Here is a 17,105-nt window from a genome sequence, read left to right as displayed (position 1 = left end):
CGCCCCGTCGGCTCACCAGCTGTTGCCGCCCCGGCTCAGCCCGCGGACGGCGGGCCGGACGTCGACGAGGTAGACGATCGCGGCGATGACCGCCGGCAGGCCGAGGAGGCTCAGCGGCGTCCGGGTCAGGAAGATGACCAGCACCGCGAGGGCGAGGATCGCCGCCCAGCCGGGCTTGGTCAGCTTGCCGGCCGCGACGTACCCGGCGGCCGGCCGGATGAGGGCGTCGACCAGCGCCCAGGTGGTGAGGGCCAGGGTCGCGTAGAAGAGCACCGCGTACACGAGACCCTGGAACACCATGCCCGGGAGGGTACCCGCCGGGCGGCCCGCAGCCGTGTCCCGCCGACCCTCACCCCGGGCGTGCTGGTGCACCGGGGTGGCACGCGGCAGGGCCCCGGAGCGCTGCACGCAGCTCCGGGGCCCTGGGACCTTGGGGGTGGGGGTGCTTACTCGGTTCGCTTGGCGGTGCGGGGACGGGTCACCCGCGCCGTGGTGCCGGACGACGTCCGGGCCGCGGTGGTCTTCTTCGCGGCCGCACGCTTGCGCGCCGGGGTCTCCGGCTGCTCCGGGGCGACCTCGCCGATCGACGAGCGCGCCTCCTCGGCGGCCTCGTGGGTGGCCTGCTCGGCCCGGTCGATGGCCTTCTCCGCGCGGGCGGCGGTCTTCTGGGCGAGCGAGGTGACCTCGCTGGAGGTCTCCGCGACGGTCTCCGCGGTCTCCTCGAGCACGTCCTCCAGGGCGTCCTCGACCGCGTCGACGGCGCGCTCGGCGCGGCCCACGACGGCGCGGACGCCGGGCTGGCGGCGCAGCTCCTCGACGACCTCGGCACCGCGGACGGCGAGGGTCTCGATGGTGGCCACCGTCTGGGTGCGGGCGGTGCTCACCAGGCCGGCCACCGTGCTGACCACCGTCTCGGGACGGACGGCGGTCGCGACCTGCTGGGCGGAGGTGCGGGCGGTGCGGACCGCGTCGCGGGCGCGGTCGGCGGCCTCCTCGGCGCGGGTGCGGGCCTCCTTGGCGGCCAGGTCGAGCTGCACCTGGGCCTCGCCGGGCAGGGCCTCGGCGCGCGAGCGCAGCGTGCCGGCCACGGCGAGGGCGCGCTCGACGGCCAGGTCACCGGCGCCGACGGCGGCCAGGAGCACGGTCTTGTTCTGGACGGCGACGGTCGAGCCGTAGCCCTTCAGCGCGTCCTTGGACGGGGTCTTCATGCTGGTCCCTCCGTGGGGGTCGACGGGGTCTGGTCGGTGGGGCGGCGAGCGGCGTGCTCGCGGACGTAGGTCTCGTACAGCTCGAGGAGCACCGCGCGGTGCCGCTCGGACAGCAGGGGGTCGGCGCGGATGGCGGCCACGGTGTCCGGGTGGCCGTCGCGGCGGTCGAGGATCCCGGCCTGCTCGTAGAGCGTCTCGGCCGAGATCTCCAGGCCCTTGGCGATCGCGGACAGGATCTCCGCCGACGGCTTGCGCAGCCCCCGCTCGACCTGCGAGAGGTAGGGGTTGCTGACGCCGGCCAGCCGGGCGAGCTCGCGCAGGGAGACCCGGGCGGCGCTGCGCTGCTCGCGGATGAAGTCGCCGACCTGCGTCCCGGTCGCCGACACCTTGGAGCGCTCGGCGGCCACCGTCTCGGCGACCGTGCCCGCGAGCTGGTCGACCTTCTCGCGGACGGTCGTCACCTGCCCGCGGACGAACTCCCCGGGCGTGTGCACGCTACCGACGCTAGGCGCGGGTGCTAGCTGTTGCAAGCGCCTCGGGGTGTGCAGCGCCTCACACCCGGCGGGGGCTCACCCGGCGAGGACCGCGGCCGGGCGCACCTCGCCGACCACGCCGTCCCCGCCGCTGACCGGGGTGGTCGACCAGGGCGCCAGCGCCCCGGCCGGCACCCCGAGGAGCTGCAGCCCGGCGCACAGCGCGGGCGTGCGCCCGCGGTCGCCGCCGTCGTCCAGCTTGAGCGCGACGGCGCCGCGGCCGGGCAGCGCGGCGACGTGCACGCCGTCGGCGCCGCCCTTGACCAGCAGCCCGGCGACGGCGCCCATCAGCTCGGTGTCGTCGCGGCCGGTGCCCGCCACGTACCAGGGGTGCGCGCGCACGGCGTCGGCCACCGCCCGGGCCGGCGTGCCGGCCGCGGCCTCCACGAGGGAGGCGACCCCGCGGGCCAGCCCGGTCAGCGGCAGACCGTGCTGCGGGGCGCCGCACCCGTCGACGACGACCGCGGCCACCGGCGCGCCGGCCGCCTCGCCGAGCCGGGCCTCGACGGCCTGCTGCAGCGGGTGCGCGGGGTCCAGGTAGCCCCGCGTCGGCCAGCCGGCGGCGACGCAGGCCGACAGCATCGCGGCGTGCTTGCCCGAGCAGTTCATGGCCAGCCGCTCGGGAGTGCGGCCGGCGGCCAGCCAGGCGGCGCGGGTGGGCTCGTCGGAGGGCAGCGCCGGCGGGCAGCCGAGGTCGTCGGGCGAGAGCCCCGCCGCGGCGAGCATGCCGGCGACCAGCTCGCGGTGCCCGTCCTCGCCGCTGTGCGAGCCGGCGCCGATGGCCAGCTCCTCGCCGGAGCGCGGCCGCCAGCCGGCGGCCAGCAGCGCGGTGGCCTGCACCGGCTTGTTCGCCGACCGCGGGAGCACCGGCCGCTCGACGTCGCCCACGGCGTGCAGCACCGAGCCGTCGGGGCCGACGACGGCCAGCGACCCGCGGTGCACCGACTCCAGGAACCCCGAGCGCCTCACCTCGACGAGCACCGGCGTCTCCGGCCACGGCACGGTGCGGTCCTCGCTCAGTGTCGGCCCTCGTCGGCGAGCAGGGCGGCGACGTCGGCCTCGCCGTTGCGGTAGCGGCGGCCCAGCTCGGCCGCCAGGCCGTCCATCACCTGCTGCACGCCCCGGCGGCGCTCGGACAGCGACCCCTCGGCGGCGGCCAGCGCCCGGGCGGCCTGCTCCAGGTCGGCGTCGGACAGCTCGGGCACGTCGGAGAGGTCCACGCCGCGGGTCAGCGATGTCACCCAGGTCTCGTACTCCTCGGGCGCGGCCGGCTGCACCGTCTGGTGGCGGCCCAGGCCGTGGGCGGGGCCGCGGCCCTTCTCGGCGAGGATCTCCGGCAGCAGGTCGACCAGCGAGCGGCCGTCGTGCTCGGCCCGGCGCTGCAGCTCGCGGCGGACGATGTCCAGCCGGCCCTGCAGCAGCCGCCGCGTGTAGGAGAGGTTGACCTCCTCCTGCTCGGCCTGGCGGCGCAGCCGCCGGACGTCGGCCATCGGCCGGGCCACCGCGGCCTCGAGGAAGCCGGGGTCGAGCAGCGCGTCGACGGCGGCGCCGCCGGCGCGGGTCGGTTCGGGCGTTCCGGGGGTGCGGGCGCTCACCGGGGCATGGTCCCAGACCGCACGGCCTGGACCCGTTCCCGCGCCGCGGCGACGGTGTCGTCCAGCGCGGCGGGGGCGTCGTCGGGGTCGATCGCGGCGCGGGCACCGGCCACGGTCAGCTCGGCGTCCATCGGGACGGACTGCTTGACCAGCGCGAGGGCCACGACGCCGAGCTCGTGGTGGCGGACGACGGTGCCCACCCGGCCCACCGTGCGGGTGCCGGCCAGCACCGGCGTCCCGGCCTCGGGCAGCTGCTCGGCCAGCCCGTCGAGGTGCAGCAGCACCAGCCGCCGGGGCGGGCGGCCGAGGTTGTGCACGCGGGCGACGGTCTCCTGGCCCCGGTAGCAGCCCTTGGCCAGGTGCACGGCGCCGGTCAGCCAGGGCGTCTCGTTGGGGATGGTGCGGTGGTCGGTGTCGACGCCCAGGCGGGGGCGGCGGGCCTCGACCCGCAGCGCCTCGTAGGCGTCCGCCCCGGCGGGGGACGCACCGGCGGCGACCAGCGCGTCGGTGCGGTCGGCCAGCTCGGCGCGGGGCACGAGCAGGTCGACGGCGGGGGCGCCGTCGCCGATCGGCGGCATCCGGCGCACCCAGCCGCCGCCGTCCAGCGGCAGCACGGCGTACGGCGCCGCGGGCACCGGCAGGCCGGCGGCGGCCAGCACGGCGTCCGCCCGGGGGCCGGCCAGGGTGAGCAGCGCCCAGGAGCCGGTGACCAGCGCCGGCTCGACGCGGAGCATGAACCGCATCCGCTCCAGGTAGCCGTGCAGGACGGCGCCGGTGCCGGGCTCCACGTCGACCCACGTGGTGCCGGCCAGCTCGGCGAGGACCAGGTGGTGCTCGACGTGCCCGTTCGGCGACAGCCCGAGGGCCTCCGTCCCGGTGCCGTCGCCGAGCCGCTCCAGGTGCTGGGTGAGCAGGCTGTGCAGCCAGGTCAGCCGGTCGGCACCCGGGACGGCGAGCACGTCGCGGTCGCCGCGGTCGACCAGCGCGGCACCCTCGGCGAGCTCGCGCTGCTCGCGCAGCGGGCTGCCGTAGTGCGCCGGGACGGAGCCGCCCTCGACGGCGACGGCGCCGGGGCGCGACAGCAGGGGGCTCGGGGTGGACATCAGGGCTCCGTTCCGACTCGGTCGCGGCAGGCGCGGCACGTGCCCGACAGCGCGACGTGCCCCACGTCCAGGGAGAAACCCAGCTCGGCCGCCAGACGTTCCGCGGCGGAGTCGAGCAGTGCCGGGTCGACCGAGGAGATCGCCCCGCAGCCGGCGCAGACGACGTGCAGGTGGGGGTGCTCGGCGGCGTGGTAGACCGGCGCGCCCTTGCCCAGGTGGGTGTGCCAGACCAGGCCGAGCCGCTCCAGCAGCTCCAGGGTCCGGTAGACCGTCGAGGTGTCCGGAGCGGCGCCGTCGGGACCGGCCTCCTCGCGCAGCCGGGTGGCGATGGCCTCGGGGGTGGCGTGCTCGAGGCCGGCGACGGCGGCCAGCACCCGCTGCCGCTGGCTGGTCAGCCGCAGCCCCTGGGCGCGCAGCCGCTCGGCCAGCGGTGCGGCGTCGTGCGGCGGGTGCGGGGTGGGCACCCGCCGAGCCTATGCCCGGGCCAGCGCGGCGAGTCCGTCGAGCAGGTCGGCGTACCCGGCCACCGGGACGCCGTCCACGCTGGGCCCCGGGCGCCCGGTGACGCCGTCGATCGCGCCGGCCGCGGTGGCGGCGGCGAGCGCCCGCGCGTCGACCGCCGGGTCCAGCAGCGCGGCGAGCGCGTCCCGCCGCGCCGGGACCAGCCGGGCGAGCGCGGCGACCAGCCCGGCGCAGCCCCAGTTGGAGGTGCCGGCGACCACGAGGGCGTCCACCGGCACCCGGCAGGCGATCCGGTCGCCGTGCGCGACCGACGCGGCGACCACGCCGGCCGGCACGTTGCCCATGCCGATCTCGTTGCCCCCGTCGCCGACCGCCCCGGTCACCAGGCCGGGCAGGGTGAAGGCCGCGTGCAGCGGCGCGGTGCTGCCGGTGACGTCGAACCCGCGCATGGTGAGCACCCGCCCGGCGGCGTTCGGGCCGAGCCGCTCGACGGCCACCAGGTGCGTCAGCCCCAGCGCCGCGACGCGGGCGGCCACCTCCTCCTCGCCGGCGGACACCGGCAGCACCTCGGGCGGCCGGCCGCCGAGCGCCGCCAGGCAGGCGGCGGTGACCTGCGCGCACGGCTCGTCGGTGAGCACCACCGGCTGCGCGCCGACCCGGGCGAGCGCGGCGGCCAGCACGGCGGTGCCGACCGGGCCGTCGGTCTCGGCCGCCGGGGCCGGCGCCCAGGCGATGTGCACGCCGGTCACCAGGCCGACCCGGGTGCCGGCCCGCCCGGCAGCGGCCAGCTCCTCGGCCAGCCGGGCGAACTGCCCCGGGACGGCGGCCGCCAGCCCGGTCACGTCGCGGGCGCCGCGGCGCAGCAGCGCCCGCTCGAGGGCCCCGAGCGGGCCGCTCACCGCACCGGCGGGCGCGCCTCCGCGAGCACCCGCTGCAGCGCCGCGAGGTACCGGTCGGGCACCGAGTGCTCCCCGCGCGGGGCCAGGAAGCCCTCGACGGTGGCGCCGGTGACTCGGGCGTTGGAGGCGGCCTCGGCCCCCAGCGCGCGGACGACGGCGTGCCCGCCCCACGCGGCGCTGCCCGCCAGGTGGGCCATCGCCGCGGCGCTCTCGGCCCGCTCCCCCACGCAGTCGAACGGCTTCTCGGTGGCCCACAGCCGGCGGAAGCCGTCGGCGAGGGCGGGGTCGGCCAGCGGGTCGCCGCCGAACATGCCGACCGCCTCGTCCGGGGTCAGGAAGACCGCGAAGCAGAGGAAGGTGAACAGGCACTTGTCGCAGCGCAGGCACCACCGCTGGGTGGCCTCCCCGCCCATGTGCGCCTGGGTGTAGGACCGGTTGCAGCTGAGGATCTCGCCGCGCAGGCCGGGCAGCGCCGCCACCGCGGCCACCGTGGCCAGCTCCGACAGCTGCCGGGTCAGGCTGAAGTAACCCACGCCCACCTCGGCCGCGGCCGCGGCGAACACCCGCTCGAACTCGTGGGACTTCGAGTACTGGTGGTTCACCCGCGCCCCGTTGATCGTCAGCGTCTCCTCGTCGGCCGACCGCTCGTTGGCGAAGACCACCGGGTCGAAGCCGCCGAGGACGGCGACCAGCGTGGAGATCGCGGAGTTGATCGCGGTGATCGGCACGTGCCCGTTCAGCCCGCCGGCGCGGGTGCGCTCGCCGAGCAGCGGGTCCAGCCGGCGGCGGACGCCGATCAGCGGCACCCCGGCGGCGCGGGCGACGTCGCGCTGCGCGTCGGTCGGGTTGACCGCCAGCGCGGTGGCCGGCGTGACCACGACCAGCGCCAGGGCGGAGTCCTTGCCACCACCCACCGGGAGCAGCGCGCCGCCGTCCCCGACCCCGCCGGCCGCGGGGAGCTCGTCGCGCAGCTCGACGTCGAAGGCCACCTCGTGCGGCACCGGCAACCGGTTCACCGCGGCGAACTCGCCGAGCCCGTGCGTGTAGGCGGCCTCGGCGACGGCGGCCTGCGCCTTGCTCACCGGCCGCTGCACGACGACCCGGCCCGGGGCCCGCAGCTTGTAGTAGCTGGTGCCCATCACCAGGTGCACGAGGTCCAGGGCGGCGTCCAGGCGGGCCGGGTCGGCGCCGGCCAGCAGCGCCGGGTCGAGGGTGAGCCGCTCGGTGAACTCGTCGCCGGCCAGCCGGAAGGTGAAGGCCGCCTCGCCGGTCGCGGGGTCGACGGAGCGGCCGGCGACGACGAACGCGTCAGACACGGGTCGCCCCGGCGTCGAGGAGGATCTGCTCATAGGTCCGTGCCAACTCCTCGTAGTTGCGGAAGCGGTTGTAGCTGGGCGCGCCCGGCGAGAGCAGCACCAGGCCGCCCGGGCGGGCCGTCCGCAGCGCCTCGGCGACGGCCTCGGCCAGGGAGCCGGTCTCGGTGACCGGGGGGTCCACGCCGGCGGCGGCCGCGGCGGCGCGGAGGTCGGCGGCGAACCGGGCGCCGGTGTCCGGGACGGTGAGCACCCGGACGGTGCCGGCGCGGGCGACGACCGCGCCGGCCAGCTCGGCGTGGTCCAGCCCGCGGTCCTGCCCGCCGGCGATCAGGGTCACCTGCTGCCCGGCGAAGGCGTCGATGGCCGCGCGCACCGACACCGGGGTGGTGCTCAGCGTGTCGTCGACGAAGGTGACGCCGTCCCGGGTGGCCACCGGGCACAGCCGGTGCGGCAGCGCCCGGAAGCCGGCGACCGCGGCGCGGACGGCGTCGGCGTGCCGGTCGAGGTCCACGCCCATGCGCACGCAGGCGGCCAGCGCGACGTGCACGTTGGCGACGTTGTGCACGCCCGCGAGCCCCTCGGGCCGGAAGCCGGCGGCCTGCTCCGGGCGGACGACGTCGGCCGGGTCGGCCAGCACCGCCGGGTCCAGGTGGGTCTCCGCGACCGGGCGGGCCTGCGGGGAGACGACCACCGACCCGGGGCCGCAGCCGGCGAACACGTGCAGCTTGTCGCGGTAGTAGGTGGCCACGTCGCCGTGCCAGTCCAGGTGCTCGGGGGACAGCGAGGTGATCGCCCCCCACCCGGACCAGCCCTCGACCGCGGCGGCCTGGTAGCTGGACACCTCGACGACGAGCGACGTCCCTCCCGCCACGGCGTCGTCGAGGAGGACGTCGAGCAGCGGGGTGCCGATGTTGCCCGCGTGCACCGCCGGGCGGCCGGCCGCGCGCAGCACGACGGCGGCCAGCGCGCTGGTCGTGCTCTTGCCCTTGGTGCCGGTGACGCACAGCGTGGGCACGCCCCGCGCGGCGAACTCGGCCAGGGCGATGCCCGTGCCGGAGGTCAGGGTGGTCCGGGCGGCCAGGGCCCGGGCGTCCTCCCGGTAGGGGCTGATGCCCGGCGAGCGCACCACCACGTCGCAGCCGGCCAGCCCGGCGACGTCCGTGCCGGCCCGCACGCCGATCGGCAGGTCCGTGGGCGGGACGGCGTCGACGACGACGACCCCGGCCGCCCCGGCGGTCAGCGCCGCGCGCACGGCGGCTCGGCCCTCCCGCCCGTGACCCCAGACGCCGACCCGGCGCCCGGCCAGCTCGGCGAGCCTCACCGGCGGGGTCGGCGCGGCCGCGCGCAACGGGGGGTCACGGCGCCCACTCTACGGAGCGGGGGGCCACCGGACGGCGCGTGCGGCCCGTCGCCGGTAGGGTCACGCTCAGGTGCGCCGGGAAGTCTGGTCGGCAGTCGATCCACCGACCCCACCTCCGGAGCCGCCCCCATGCCGTCCACCTCCACCACCCGGCTCTTCAGCCGGGGCTCCTGGGCAGAGACCAGGCGCGTCACCGACGTCCTGCGCCGGGAGACCGTCGGCGGCGCGCTGCTGCTGGTCGCGGCGACCGTCGCGCTGGTGTGGGCGAACTCCCCGTGGGGCGGGGCCTACGAGGGCCTGCGGGACACCGTGGTGGGTCCGGCCTCCCTGCACCTGGACCTCAGCCTCGGCACCTGGGCGGCCGACGGGCTGCTGGCCGTCTTCTTCTTCGTCGCCGGGCTGGAGCTCAAGCGCGAGTTCGTCGCCGGCGACCTGCGCGACCCCCGCCGGGCGGCGCTGCCGATCGCCGCGGCCGTCGGCGGGATGGCCGTGCCCGCGCTGCTGTTCGTCCTGTTCAACCTGGGCCGGGACGACGGCGCGCTGCGCGGCTGGGCCATCCCCGCCGCCACCGACATCGCCTTCGCCCTCGCCGTCCTGGCCGTGATCAGCACGCACCTGCCGGCCGCGCTGCGCACCTTCCTGCTCACCCTCGCCGTGGTCGACGACCTGCTGGCGATCATGGTGATCGCGGTCTTCTACACCGCCGAGCTGGCCGTCGGCCCGCTGCTGCTGGCGCTCGTCCCGCTGGCGCTGTTCGGGCTGCTGGTGCAGAAGCGCATCCGCTCCTGGTGGCTGCTGCTGCCCCTGGCCGCGGCCACCTGGGTGCTCGTGCACGAGTCCGGGGTGCACGCCACCGTCGCCGGCGTGCTGCTGGCCTTCACCGTGCCGGTGGTGCGCAGCGAGGCGGCCGGCGGCCCGGACGCCGGCCCGGGCCTGGCCGAGCACTTCGAGCACCGCATCCGACCCCTCTCGGCCGGCGTCGCGGTGCCGGTGTTCGCGTTCTTCTCCGCCGGCGTCGCGGTGGGGGGCGTGTCGGGCCTGGTCGAGTCGGTCACCGACAGCGTCGCCGTCGGCATCACCGCCGGGCTGGTGCTGGGCAAGGCCGTCGGCATCACCGGGGCCACCTGGCTGGTGTCCCGGTTCACCCGCGCCGAGCTGGACAGCGAGCTCGGCTGGCCGGACGTGCTCGGCCTGTCACTGCTCGGCGGCATCGGGTTCACCGTCTCGCTGCTGATCACCGAGCTGGCCTTCGGCATGGGCACCGAGACCTACGAGCACGCCAAGGTCGGCATCCTGACCGGCACCCTGCTCGCCGCGCTGCTGGCCACCGTGGTGCTGCGGCTGCGCAACCGCCGGTACAAGCGGATCTACGCCGACGAGCGGGCCGACTTCGACCACGACGGCATCCCGGACGTCTACCAGCGCGAGACGGTCGACGACCGTGCCGAGCACCGGCCCGGCTGGGAGGGCGCACCCCCTCCCGGGCGCACCGCCGGCCCTTCCGCCGAGAGCTGAACAACGGCGTTGCCGACCCCTCCGAGGCGACGTACCGTCGGGGCACACGAGAGAGGAGGTGGTCCGAACAATTGAATTCTCATCGGACTCGTGAGGTGGCTGTCCGCTAGCCGCCGTCCAGATGGGCCGCCCGTCCGGAGTGGAATCCGGACGTCGGCTCGACCGCCCGTCCGTCGCACGGCGGCGAGCGAGAACCGGACAGTCACCCGACCCCCGGGCCGCCGACACTTGTCCAGTCGGCCCACGCGCAGCCCCTGGCCCCGCCAGGCCGGTCGCCGTGGAACAGCCCGGGGGTTGTCCGTTCCCCGGGGAGGCCCGCGGTGTCCACCGGCGAGGCCCCCGGCGCCTGGGTCGCGGCCGCCCTCCGGCGGGACCGCACCGTCGCCTCCCTCGTCCCGCCGGTGTTCGCCGCCTACGCGCGGGTGCTGCACCCCGCCGTGCGCTACGCCGGGGACGACGACGTCGACGTCCGGTGGGACGAGGTCGCGGCCCACAACGGCACCGCCGCCCACCCGCTGGTGCAGTGGCCGGCGCTGACCGGTTCGTGGGAGCACGTCGCCGAGGAGGACCAGCCCGGCGTGTGGAACGACAGCCCCGCCGAGGGCCACCTCGCCGCGCACGTCGCGGCCGCGCTGGCCGCGCTGCTCGCCGGGTGGACGACCACGCCGCACGAGTGCTGGTTCGGCTGGTGCGAGGACGCGCCAGGCGGCCGCCCGCACCTGCGCCTGCCCGGCTGCGACCTGCTGCTGCGCCGCGGCCCGGTCACGCTGGCCGCGGCCAACTTCGCCCCCGAGCCGCGGGAGCAGAGCGCGGCGGTGTGGTGGCCGGCCGACCGCGCCTGGTTCGTCGCCACCGACCCGCGGCTGATGAGCAGCTACGTGGGCGGGCCGGCCGGTGCCGTCGACGCCGTCCTCGCCTCGCCGCTGGAGGCGCACCCGGCCGCCCCCGACGACCCGGTCGGCTTCGACGCCGACCGGGTCAACCCCGAACCGACCCGCTTCTGACGGCTAGAGGACGGCGAGCTCCGCGGCGAGGTCGTCGAGGCCCAGCGAGCCCTGCGACAGCGCCGCCATGTGCCACGCCTTGGCGTCGAAGGCGTCCCCCCGGGCCCGGCGCGCGGCGTCCCGGCCGGCGAGCCACGCCCGCTCGCCGAGCTTGTAGCTGATCGCCTGCCCCGGCCAGCCCAGGTAGCGCACCAGCTCGCTGTCCAGGAAGGCGGCGTCGCGGCCGCAGTTCTCCCCGAAGAAGGCGCGCGCCAGCTCCGGCGTCCAGGGCTCCCCGCGGTGCCCGGCCAGCGCGCCGTCGGCGTCGTCCGGGACGGGCAGCCGCAGGTGCATGCCGATGTCGACGACCACCCGCACCGCGCGCATCTGCTGGGCGTCGAGGTACCCGAGCCGGTCGCCGGGGTCGGTGAGGAAGCCCAGCTCGTCCATGAGCCGCTCGGCGTACAGCGCCCAGCCCTCGACGTTCGCGCCGACCGAGCCCAGCGAGGTCTGGTAGGTCGACAGCTGCCCGGAGACGTACGCCCACTGGGCCAGCTGCAGGTGGTGGCCCGGGACGCCCTCGTGGTACCAGGTCGAGGTGAGGTCCCACAGCGGGAAGCGGGTGCGGCCGAGCGTGGGCAGCCAGGTGCGGCCCGGGCGGGAGAAGTCCTGGGCGGGCCGGGTGTAGTACGGCGCGGCCGCGCTGCCCGGCGGGGCGATCCTCGCCTCGACCCGGCGCACCGGCTCGGCGAGGTCGAAGTGCGTGCCGTCCAGCGCGGCGATCGCGTCGTCCATCATCGTCTGCAGCCGCTCGCGCACGGCCTCGACGCCCTCGACGGCGGGACCGTGCACGTCCAGCCAGCGCATCGCCTCCATCGGCGTCGCGCCCGCGAGCACGCGCCCGGCCTCGGCCCGCTGCTCGGCCAGGATCCGCCGGTGCTCGGCCCAGCCCCAGGCGTAGGCCTCCTCCAGCCCGTCCCCGGCGCCCAGGTCCGACCCGGTCCAGCGGCGGGCGGCCACCGCGTACCGGTCGCGGCCGACGGCGTCCGGCGTCCCGTCGGCCTGCGGCAGGTAGACGTCGCGCAGGAAGTCGCGGACCTCGGCGACCGCGGCATCGGCGGCGCGCGCGGCGGCGTCCAGCTCGCCGCGCAGGGCGTCCGGGCCGACGGCGGCGAGCCCGGCGAAGTACGGCCCGGCCAGCCACTCGTCCAGCTGTCCCACCACGGTGACGACCTGCCGCGGCGCGGCGAACAGCCCGCGCCGGGCGCCCTCGGCCAGCGACGCGGTGAACCCGCGGTATGACTCGGGCACCCGCGCCATCCGGCGGGCCACCACCGCCCAGTCGTCGTCCGAGGCCGTCGGCATGAGCAGGAAGACCTGGCGGACCGAGTGCACCGGGCTGGCCAGGTTGGACACCGCCCGCAGCCCCTCCCCGGCGTCGTGGGCGGCCAGCTCGGCGCCCAGGCGCTCGCGCAGCAGCCGGGCGCAGCGCCGCTCCACGGGGTCGCCGTCCAGCGCCGGGTCGGCGGCCAGGGTGCGGTCGAGCTCGGCGAGGGTGTCGCGGGCCAGCTGCGCCTCGGCCTCCAGCCCGGCCGGGCCGAGGTCGGGCAGCCGGTCGTCGCCGGGGCGGGTGCCCAGCGAGGTGGCCACGATCGGGTCGAGGTCGCAGACGGCGTCGACGTACCGGTCGGCGACCTGTCTCGGGGTGCTCATCGGATCCTCTCCAGGCGGGCGGACATCGTGGGCCGCAGCGGCCCGTCGGCGTCGGCGCGGTCGATGGCGTACATGAGCGCACCCTCGACGATGCCGTAGAGCCGCACGGCGCGGGACACCTCCGGGGCGTCCGGCGTGCGGGCGAGGACGTCGCTGGTCAGCTCCCAGCTGGTCGTCGTCCGGGCCCGGCCGACGTAGAGCTCGACGAGCCCGTCGGGGCTGGTCACCAGCAGCTCGACGTCGTCCCCGCCACGGGGCCGCCAGAATCCGCTCTCCCGGACCGCGGGCCCGGCCGGCCGGCCGTCCTCGGTGAGCCGCCAGGTGCGCGACTCGTAGGCCAGGAAGCCGCGGCCGTCGTGGCTGAAGCGGGTCCACTGCCCGAAGCGGACGTCTCCGGCGGACCCGGCGACCGCGCTGGTCATGACGCCCTCACCGTGCCACTCGCCGAGCAGCGGGAGGACGGCGAGCAACTCCTCGGAGACCTCCGGGCCGGAGCGGACGTCGACGGTGTCGGGGACCGGCAGCTCGGTGTCGCCGGTCACCGGCGGGTGTCCCGCGGACGGCGCGCGAGCCGGACGGCGCCGTACCCGCAGCCGAGCGCCCCGAGCGAGGTCAGGACGACGAGGACCCAGGCGGAGACCATGCCCCCACCGTAGGCACCGCCACACGAGGTGCGGGAACGGCCCTGTCCGGCGGGTCGCGCCGCCGACTATTCACTTCATGTGTACTCATGGTGTAGACAGCTCCCGTGTCGATGACCGAGCTCCACCTGGCGCTGCTCGCCGGTGCGCCGAGACACGGCTACGACATCAAGCACGAGCACGACGCGTGGTTCCCCGACAGCCGTCCGCTGGCGTTCGGCCAGGTGTACGCGACGCTGGCCCGGCTGCAGCGCGACGGCCTGGCCCAGGTGGTGGAGACCCGCACCGACGGCGGTCCCGAGCGGACGGTCTACGCGCTGACCGAGGAGGGTGAGCGGCGCCTGCGGGCGTGGCTGGCCGAGCCGGCTGCCGCCGCCGGGTCCGGCGCCGACGAGATCGTGCGCAAGACCATCGCCGCGCTGCACACGGGCATCGACGTCCGGGGCTTCGTCAGCCGCCAGCGGGCCAGCCACCTGCGCCGCATGCGTGAGCTGCAGCGGAACCCGCCGGGTGCGGGTGCTGCCGAGCAGCTCGTCCGGGAACACGTCATCGCCCACCTCGACGCCGACCTGCGCTGGCTCGAGCTGGCCACCGAGCTGCTGCCGTCGTCCGGCCAGCAGCAGCCCCTCCGCACCGCCACCGAGAGGAACAACCCATGAGCACGGTCGAGCTGTCCGGGGTCAGCCACGCCTACGGGCGGACCCAGGCGCTGCGGGACGTCTCGCTGACCGTCGCGCCCGGCGAGGTCGTCGCGGTGACCGGCCCCAGCGGGTGCGGGAAGTCCACCCTGCTCCTGCTCGCCGCCGGGGTGCTGCGCGCGCAGAGCGGCCGGGTCGTGCTGACCGGCACCGACCTCGCCGGCGCCGACGAGGCGGCACGGGCGAGGATCCGCCGGCGCTCGGTGGGCATCGTCCTGCAGTTCGGTCAGCTCGTGCCCGACCTCCCGGTGCTGGACAACGTCGCGCTCCCCCTGCTGCTGGAGGGTCACGCGCCCCGCGAGGCCCGGGCCGCCGCCGCCGGGTGGCTCGACCGGGTCGGCCTGGACGTGCCGCCCACGACGCTGCCCAGCGAGCTGTCCGGCGGGCAGGCGCAGCTGGCCGCCGCCGCCCGGGCGCTGGTGACCGGCCCGCTCCTCGTGCTCGCCGACGAGCCCACCGCGAGCCTGGACACCGCGACCGGCCGGCAGCTGCTGGACCTCCTGGTCACCAGCACGACGGCGGCCGGCGGCTCCGTCGTGCTGGTCAGCCACGACAACGCGGTCGCCGCGCGGGCCGATCGCGAGGTCCGGCTGCGCGCGGGGTCCGTCGTGCACGAGGTGGCGCTCTCGTGAGGACGGCGACCGTCTGGCTGCTCGCCCGGCCGCGGTCGGCCGCCTCGCGCACGCGCGGCCGGCTGGTCGCCGCCGGCACCGCCGTCGCGGGCGCACTGACCCTCGCCGGGCTCGCCGTCCTGCGCGTCCCCACGGTGTCGTGGGCCACGGGGCCCGACGCGCGCCCCGTGGCCCCGGACCTCCGTCTCTCGCCACTGGTGACCGAGGCCGGGCTGCAACCCGGCGTGCTCACCGGGCTGGGGTTGCTCGTGGTGCCGGCCCTGGCGCTGGCCTGGCAGGCCCTCACGACCGGCAGCGCGCGACGGACGACGGTGCTGCACGCCCTGCGCCTGGTCGGCGCCACGCCGGCCGACCTGCGCCGGCTCGCCGCGGCGGATGCCGGCGTCCTGGGGCTCGTCGGCGGACTGCTCGCCGGTCCGCTCTACGTCGCGCTGTGGCTCGTGCTGGGTGCGGCCGTCCCGCCGTCCGCCCGGCTGCTGCCTCCCCTGGATCCGCGCGACGTGGTGAGCTGGCCGGTCGTCGCGGTGCTCGCCGGGCTGGTCGCGGCCGCTGCCGGTGCGCTGTCGACCCGCGCGCGGCGCCGGCGCCGCGTCCGCCTGTGGTGGCGGCTGGCCGGGCTGGTGCTCGCGGTCGTCGCGATCGCGGCCGCGCTGCAGACCCGGGAGGTCGGACGCGCCACCTCGGTCGCCCTGCTCGGGGGTGGACTGCTCCTCTTCCTGGTCGCCGTGCTGACCGCCGGCTCCGCGTGGGTCCGCTGGCGGGCCTGGCGGCTGGCGCGCAGCGGCCGGGCGGTGGACGTCCTGACCGCTGCCGGGTTGCGCGGGCTGAGCGGGGCGGGCGGACGGACCGCGGGCTCGGTGTTCGTCGCCGGGATCGCGCTGGGCATCGCGACGCAGTTCGCCACCGCCCTGCTGGGCGACGCGTACGGGGACGCCACCGTCTACGTCCCGGGCGTGGCCCTCGCCGCCACCGCCGCGGTGCTCGCCGTGCTCGTGGCGATCGCGGCGATGACCCTCGCCGCGGCCGACGACCTGGCGACCACGCGTCGAGCGCTGGCCTCGACCGCCGCGCTCGGAGCGCCCCCGGCCGTGCTCGAGCAGGTGCAACGGCGCCGCCTCCAGGTGGTCACCGTGACGCCGGTGGCCGCCGGTGTGCTGCTGGGCACCGCCGTCTACCCAGCATCGCTGGAAGGGCCCGGCCCGCTCGTCCTGGCCACCCTCGGGGTGCTGGGAGTGGCGGTGCTGCTGGTGTGGGCGGCCTGCCGCGGGGTGGTCCGGGCGCTGCGGCCGAGGACGAGGCTCGCCGCCGACCCGTCCTCGCTCCGGGTCGCGTGACCGACACCCGGCCCGCCCCGGCCGACGAGGAGCCCGCCACGGTCGTCGCCGCGCGACAGCTCGCCGACGAGGCCCGGGAACGCCGGCAGCTCCCACCCCGGCGCCCGGCCCCGGTGACGAGGCAGGGCCGAGGCCGGCCGCGCGTGCCCCAGGTCCCGCCGGGGAGCGAGGTCCTCCCTCAGGCGGCCGCCGGCACCGCCCGCGCGGTGGCGGCCACCACCTCGTCCCAGGGGGTGGCGCGCAGCCCGAAGATGGCCGTCGTGGCCGACGCGTCGGTGACGTAGGGCCGGTCGAACTGGTGCCGGACGTCGACGATCTCGCGCATCCGCGGGGCGGCGAGCCCGAGCCCGCGCAGCACCGGCCACGGGATGCCGCGGACCCGCGGCGGGGGCGCGCCGAGGGCCGCGGCGAGGTCGGTGAGGGCCCGGCGCTGGGAGCGCGGGGGTGCGCTGGGCACGTGCCAGGCGCGGCCGAGGGCGCGCTCGTCGGCCCCCAGGGTGACCAGCGTGGCCGCGACGTCGGGCAGGTAGGCCCAGCTGCGGGGGACGTCCGGGTCGCCCACCACCCACGCCCGCCGGCCGCGGTGCAGCGTGTCCAGCTGGCGGACCAGGTGCGACTGCGCGGCCGGCACCTGGGGGCCGACGAAGTCCGCGGCCCGGGCCTCGGTCACCCGCACCCGGCCGGCCTCGTGGGCGGCCAGCGCGTCGCGCCACATCGCGGCGCGGACCCGCCCCTTGACGTCGGTCGCGGCCAGCGGCGTCTCCGGGCCCATCGGGCCGGCCGGCGCCCCGTAGCCGTACAGGTTGCCCATGGTGACCAGCACCGCACCGGTCCGCTCGGCGGCGGTGAGCAGCGCGGCGGCGACCGGCGGCCAGTCGGTCGCCCAGCGGTGGTAGGGCGGGTTGACCGCGTTGTAGACGACGTCGGCGCCACCGGCCGCGGCGGCCAGGGCGTCCGCGTCGGCGGCGTCCACCTGCCGGTGCTCGACCGCGTCGGTCGACGTCCCGCCGCTGCGCGACAGCACCCGCACGTGGTGCCCCCGGTGCGCGAGCAGGTCGGCGGTCGCCGTCCCGACCGGGCCCTTGCCGACGATCACGTGCAGTGCCATGTCTC

General features: G+C 77.4%; 18 protein-coding genes. 5 read left to right on the top strand and 13 right to left on the bottom strand.

Features of this window, described 5'->3' with window-relative positions; genetic code table 11:
* Positions 1-12: 12 nt before the first annotated feature.
* The 10 genes from CHB98_RS00320 to murD form a co-directional block, all read right to left on the bottom strand.
* Positions 13-300 (bottom strand): DUF2516 family protein, encoded by a 288-nt coding sequence (locus CHB98_RS00320; protein WP_089304169.1) that lies wholly within the window; start codon positions 298-300, stop codon positions 13-15.
* 146 nt (positions 301-446) lie between these two features.
* Positions 447-1,208 (bottom strand): hypothetical protein, encoded by a 762-nt coding sequence (locus tag CHB98_RS21290; protein WP_089303635.1) that lies wholly within the window; start codon positions 1,206-1,208, stop codon positions 447-449.
* Entirely contained in the window at positions 1,205-1,702 is a 498-nt protein-coding gene (locus CHB98_RS00310; protein WP_089303634.1) for a helix-turn-helix domain-containing protein, read from the bottom strand. The genes CHB98_RS21290 and CHB98_RS00310 overlap by 4 nt, the downstream gene beginning before the upstream one ends.
* A gap of 75 nt (positions 1,703-1,777) precedes the next feature.
* Positions 1,778-2,743, bottom strand: a complete 966-nt coding sequence (locus CHB98_RS00305; protein WP_245820832.1) for an asparaginase — start codon at positions 2,741-2,743, stop codon at positions 1,778-1,780.
* A gap of 14 nt (positions 2,744-2,757) precedes the next feature.
* Positions 2,758-3,336, bottom strand: a complete 579-nt coding sequence (locus CHB98_RS00300) for an RsiG family protein (protein WP_089303633.1) — start codon at positions 3,334-3,336, stop codon at positions 2,758-2,760.
* A complete protein-coding gene (gene ygfZ / locus CHB98_RS00295) occupies positions 3,333-4,439 on the bottom strand; it encodes a CAF17-like 4Fe-4S cluster assembly/insertion protein YgfZ (protein ID WP_089303632.1) in 1,107 nt (368 codons plus the stop codon). Before ygfZ ends, CHB98_RS00300 begins: the two co-directional genes overlap by 4 nt.
* Positions 4,439-4,903, bottom strand: a complete 465-nt coding sequence (locus tag CHB98_RS00290) for a Fur family transcriptional regulator (RefSeq protein ID WP_089303631.1) — start codon at positions 4,901-4,903, stop codon at positions 4,439-4,441. Before CHB98_RS00290 ends, ygfZ begins: the two co-directional genes overlap by 1 nt.
* A gap of 9 nt (positions 4,904-4,912) precedes the next feature.
* Positions 4,913-5,800 (bottom strand): glutamate cyclase domain-containing protein, encoded by an 888-nt coding sequence (locus CHB98_RS00285; RefSeq protein WP_179224058.1) that lies wholly within the window; start codon positions 5,798-5,800, stop codon positions 4,913-4,915.
* Positions 5,797-7,116, bottom strand: coding sequence for a MurL-like N-terminal domain-containing (locus CHB98_RS21285; protein ID WP_179224056.1), 1,320 nt, complete (start codon positions 7,114-7,116; stop codon positions 5,797-5,799). Before CHB98_RS21285 ends, CHB98_RS00285 begins: the two co-directional genes overlap by 4 nt.
* Positions 7,109-8,437 (bottom strand): UDP-N-acetylmuramoyl-L-alanine--D-glutamate ligase, encoded by a 1,329-nt coding sequence (gene murD / locus CHB98_RS00280; RefSeq protein ID WP_179224054.1) that lies wholly within the window; start codon positions 8,435-8,437, stop codon positions 7,109-7,111. The genes CHB98_RS21285 and murD overlap by 8 nt, the downstream gene beginning before the upstream one ends.
* A gap of 168 nt (positions 8,438-8,605) precedes the next feature.
* Between murD and nhaA the strand changes: the two genes are divergently transcribed.
* Complete coding sequence (gene nhaA, locus CHB98_RS00275) at positions 8,606-9,991, top strand: Na+/H+ antiporter NhaA (protein ID WP_089303628.1); 1,386 nt, start codon at positions 8,606-8,608, stop codon at positions 9,989-9,991.
* A 320-nt stretch (positions 9,992-10,311) separates the two neighbouring features.
* Positions 10,312-10,995 carry a hypothetical protein gene (locus CHB98_RS00270; RefSeq protein WP_089303627.1) on the top strand — a complete coding sequence of 228 codons (684 nt, stop codon included), beginning with the start codon at positions 10,312-10,314 and terminating at the stop codon, positions 10,993-10,995.
* 3 nt (positions 10,996-10,998) lie between these two features.
* Here the strand turns inward: CHB98_RS00270 and CHB98_RS00265 are convergent, their stop codons facing one another.
* Positions 10,999-12,687, bottom strand: coding sequence for a DUF885 domain-containing protein (locus CHB98_RS00265; RefSeq protein WP_089303626.1), 1,689 nt, complete (start codon positions 12,685-12,687; stop codon positions 10,999-11,001).
* Positions 12,684-13,229 carry a heme-binding beta-barrel domain-containing protein gene (locus CHB98_RS00260; protein WP_089303625.1) on the bottom strand — a complete coding sequence of 182 codons (546 nt, stop codon included), beginning with the start codon at positions 13,227-13,229 and terminating at the stop codon, positions 12,684-12,686. The genes CHB98_RS00265 and CHB98_RS00260 overlap by 4 nt, the downstream gene beginning before the upstream one ends.
* A 212-nt stretch (positions 13,230-13,441) precedes the next feature.
* Between CHB98_RS00260 and CHB98_RS00255 the strand changes: the two genes are divergently transcribed.
* Genes CHB98_RS00255 through CHB98_RS00245 form a run of 3 tightly spaced genes read left to right on the top strand, consistent with a single transcriptional unit; the run spans position 13,442 to position 15,992 of the window.
* Complete coding sequence (locus CHB98_RS00255; protein ID WP_245820831.1) at positions 13,442-13,987, top strand: PadR family transcriptional regulator; 546 nt, start codon at positions 13,442-13,444, stop codon at positions 13,985-13,987.
* On the top strand, positions 13,984-14,658 hold the full coding sequence (locus tag CHB98_RS00250; protein ID WP_089303623.1) for an ABC transporter ATP-binding protein: 675 nt from the start codon (positions 13,984-13,986) through the stop codon (positions 14,656-14,658). Before CHB98_RS00255 ends, CHB98_RS00250 begins: the two co-directional genes overlap by 4 nt.
* Complete coding sequence (locus CHB98_RS00245; protein ID WP_089303622.1) at positions 14,655-15,992, top strand: FtsX-like permease family protein; 1,338 nt, start codon at positions 14,655-14,657, stop codon at positions 15,990-15,992. Before CHB98_RS00250 ends, CHB98_RS00245 begins: the two co-directional genes overlap by 4 nt.
* 178 nt (positions 15,993-16,170) lie before the next feature.
* On the opposite strand, the gene CHB98_RS00240 is transcribed toward CHB98_RS00245, so the two are convergent.
* Entirely contained in the window at positions 16,171-17,100 is a 930-nt protein-coding gene (locus CHB98_RS00240; protein ID WP_089303621.1) for an NAD-dependent epimerase/dehydratase family protein, read from the bottom strand.
* Positions 17,101-17,105 lie beyond the last annotated feature (5 nt).

It is taken from the genome of Geodermatophilus pulveris (assembly GCF_900188375.1).
GTDB classification, from domain to species: domain Bacteria; phylum Actinomycetota; class Actinomycetes; order Mycobacteriales; family Geodermatophilaceae; genus Geodermatophilus; species Geodermatophilus pulveris.
The sequence above is the reverse complement of the archived record's forward strand: the minus strand, read 5'-3'. Positions and strand labels throughout refer to the sequence as shown.

What these genes read in the sequence shown, in the direction of transcription:
- CHB98_RS00320 (WP_089304169.1), bottom strand. Translation starts at nt 300, where the DNA reads ATGGTGTTCCAGGGTCTCGTGTACGCGGTGCTCTTCTACGCGACCCTG.
- CHB98_RS00250 (WP_089303623.1), top strand. Translation starts at nt 13,984, where the DNA reads ATGAGCACGGTCGAGCTGTCCGGGGTCAGCCACGCCTACGGGCGGACC.
- CHB98_RS21290 (WP_089303635.1), bottom strand. Translation starts at nt 1,208, where the DNA reads ATGAAGACCCCGTCCAAGGACGCGCTGAAGGGCTACGGCTCGACCGTC.
- CHB98_RS00265 (WP_089303626.1), bottom strand. Translation starts at nt 12,687, where the DNA reads ATGAGCACCCCGAGACAGGTCGCCGACCGGTACGTCGACGCCGTCTGC.
- nhaA (WP_089303628.1), top strand. Translation starts at nt 8,606, where the DNA reads ATGCCGTCCACCTCCACCACCCGGCTCTTCAGCCGGGGCTCCTGGGCA.
- CHB98_RS00255 (WP_245820831.1), top strand. Translation starts at nt 13,442, where the DNA reads ATGACCGAGCTCCACCTGGCGCTGCTCGCCGGTGCGCCGAGACACGGC.
- ygfZ (WP_089303632.1), bottom strand. Translation starts at nt 4,439, where the DNA reads ATGTCCACCCCGAGCCCCCTGCTGTCGCGCCCCGGCGCCGTCGCCGTC.
- CHB98_RS00240 (WP_089303621.1), bottom strand. Translation starts at nt 17,100, where the DNA reads ATGGCACTGCACGTGATCGTCGGCAAGGGCCCGGTCGGGACGGCGACC.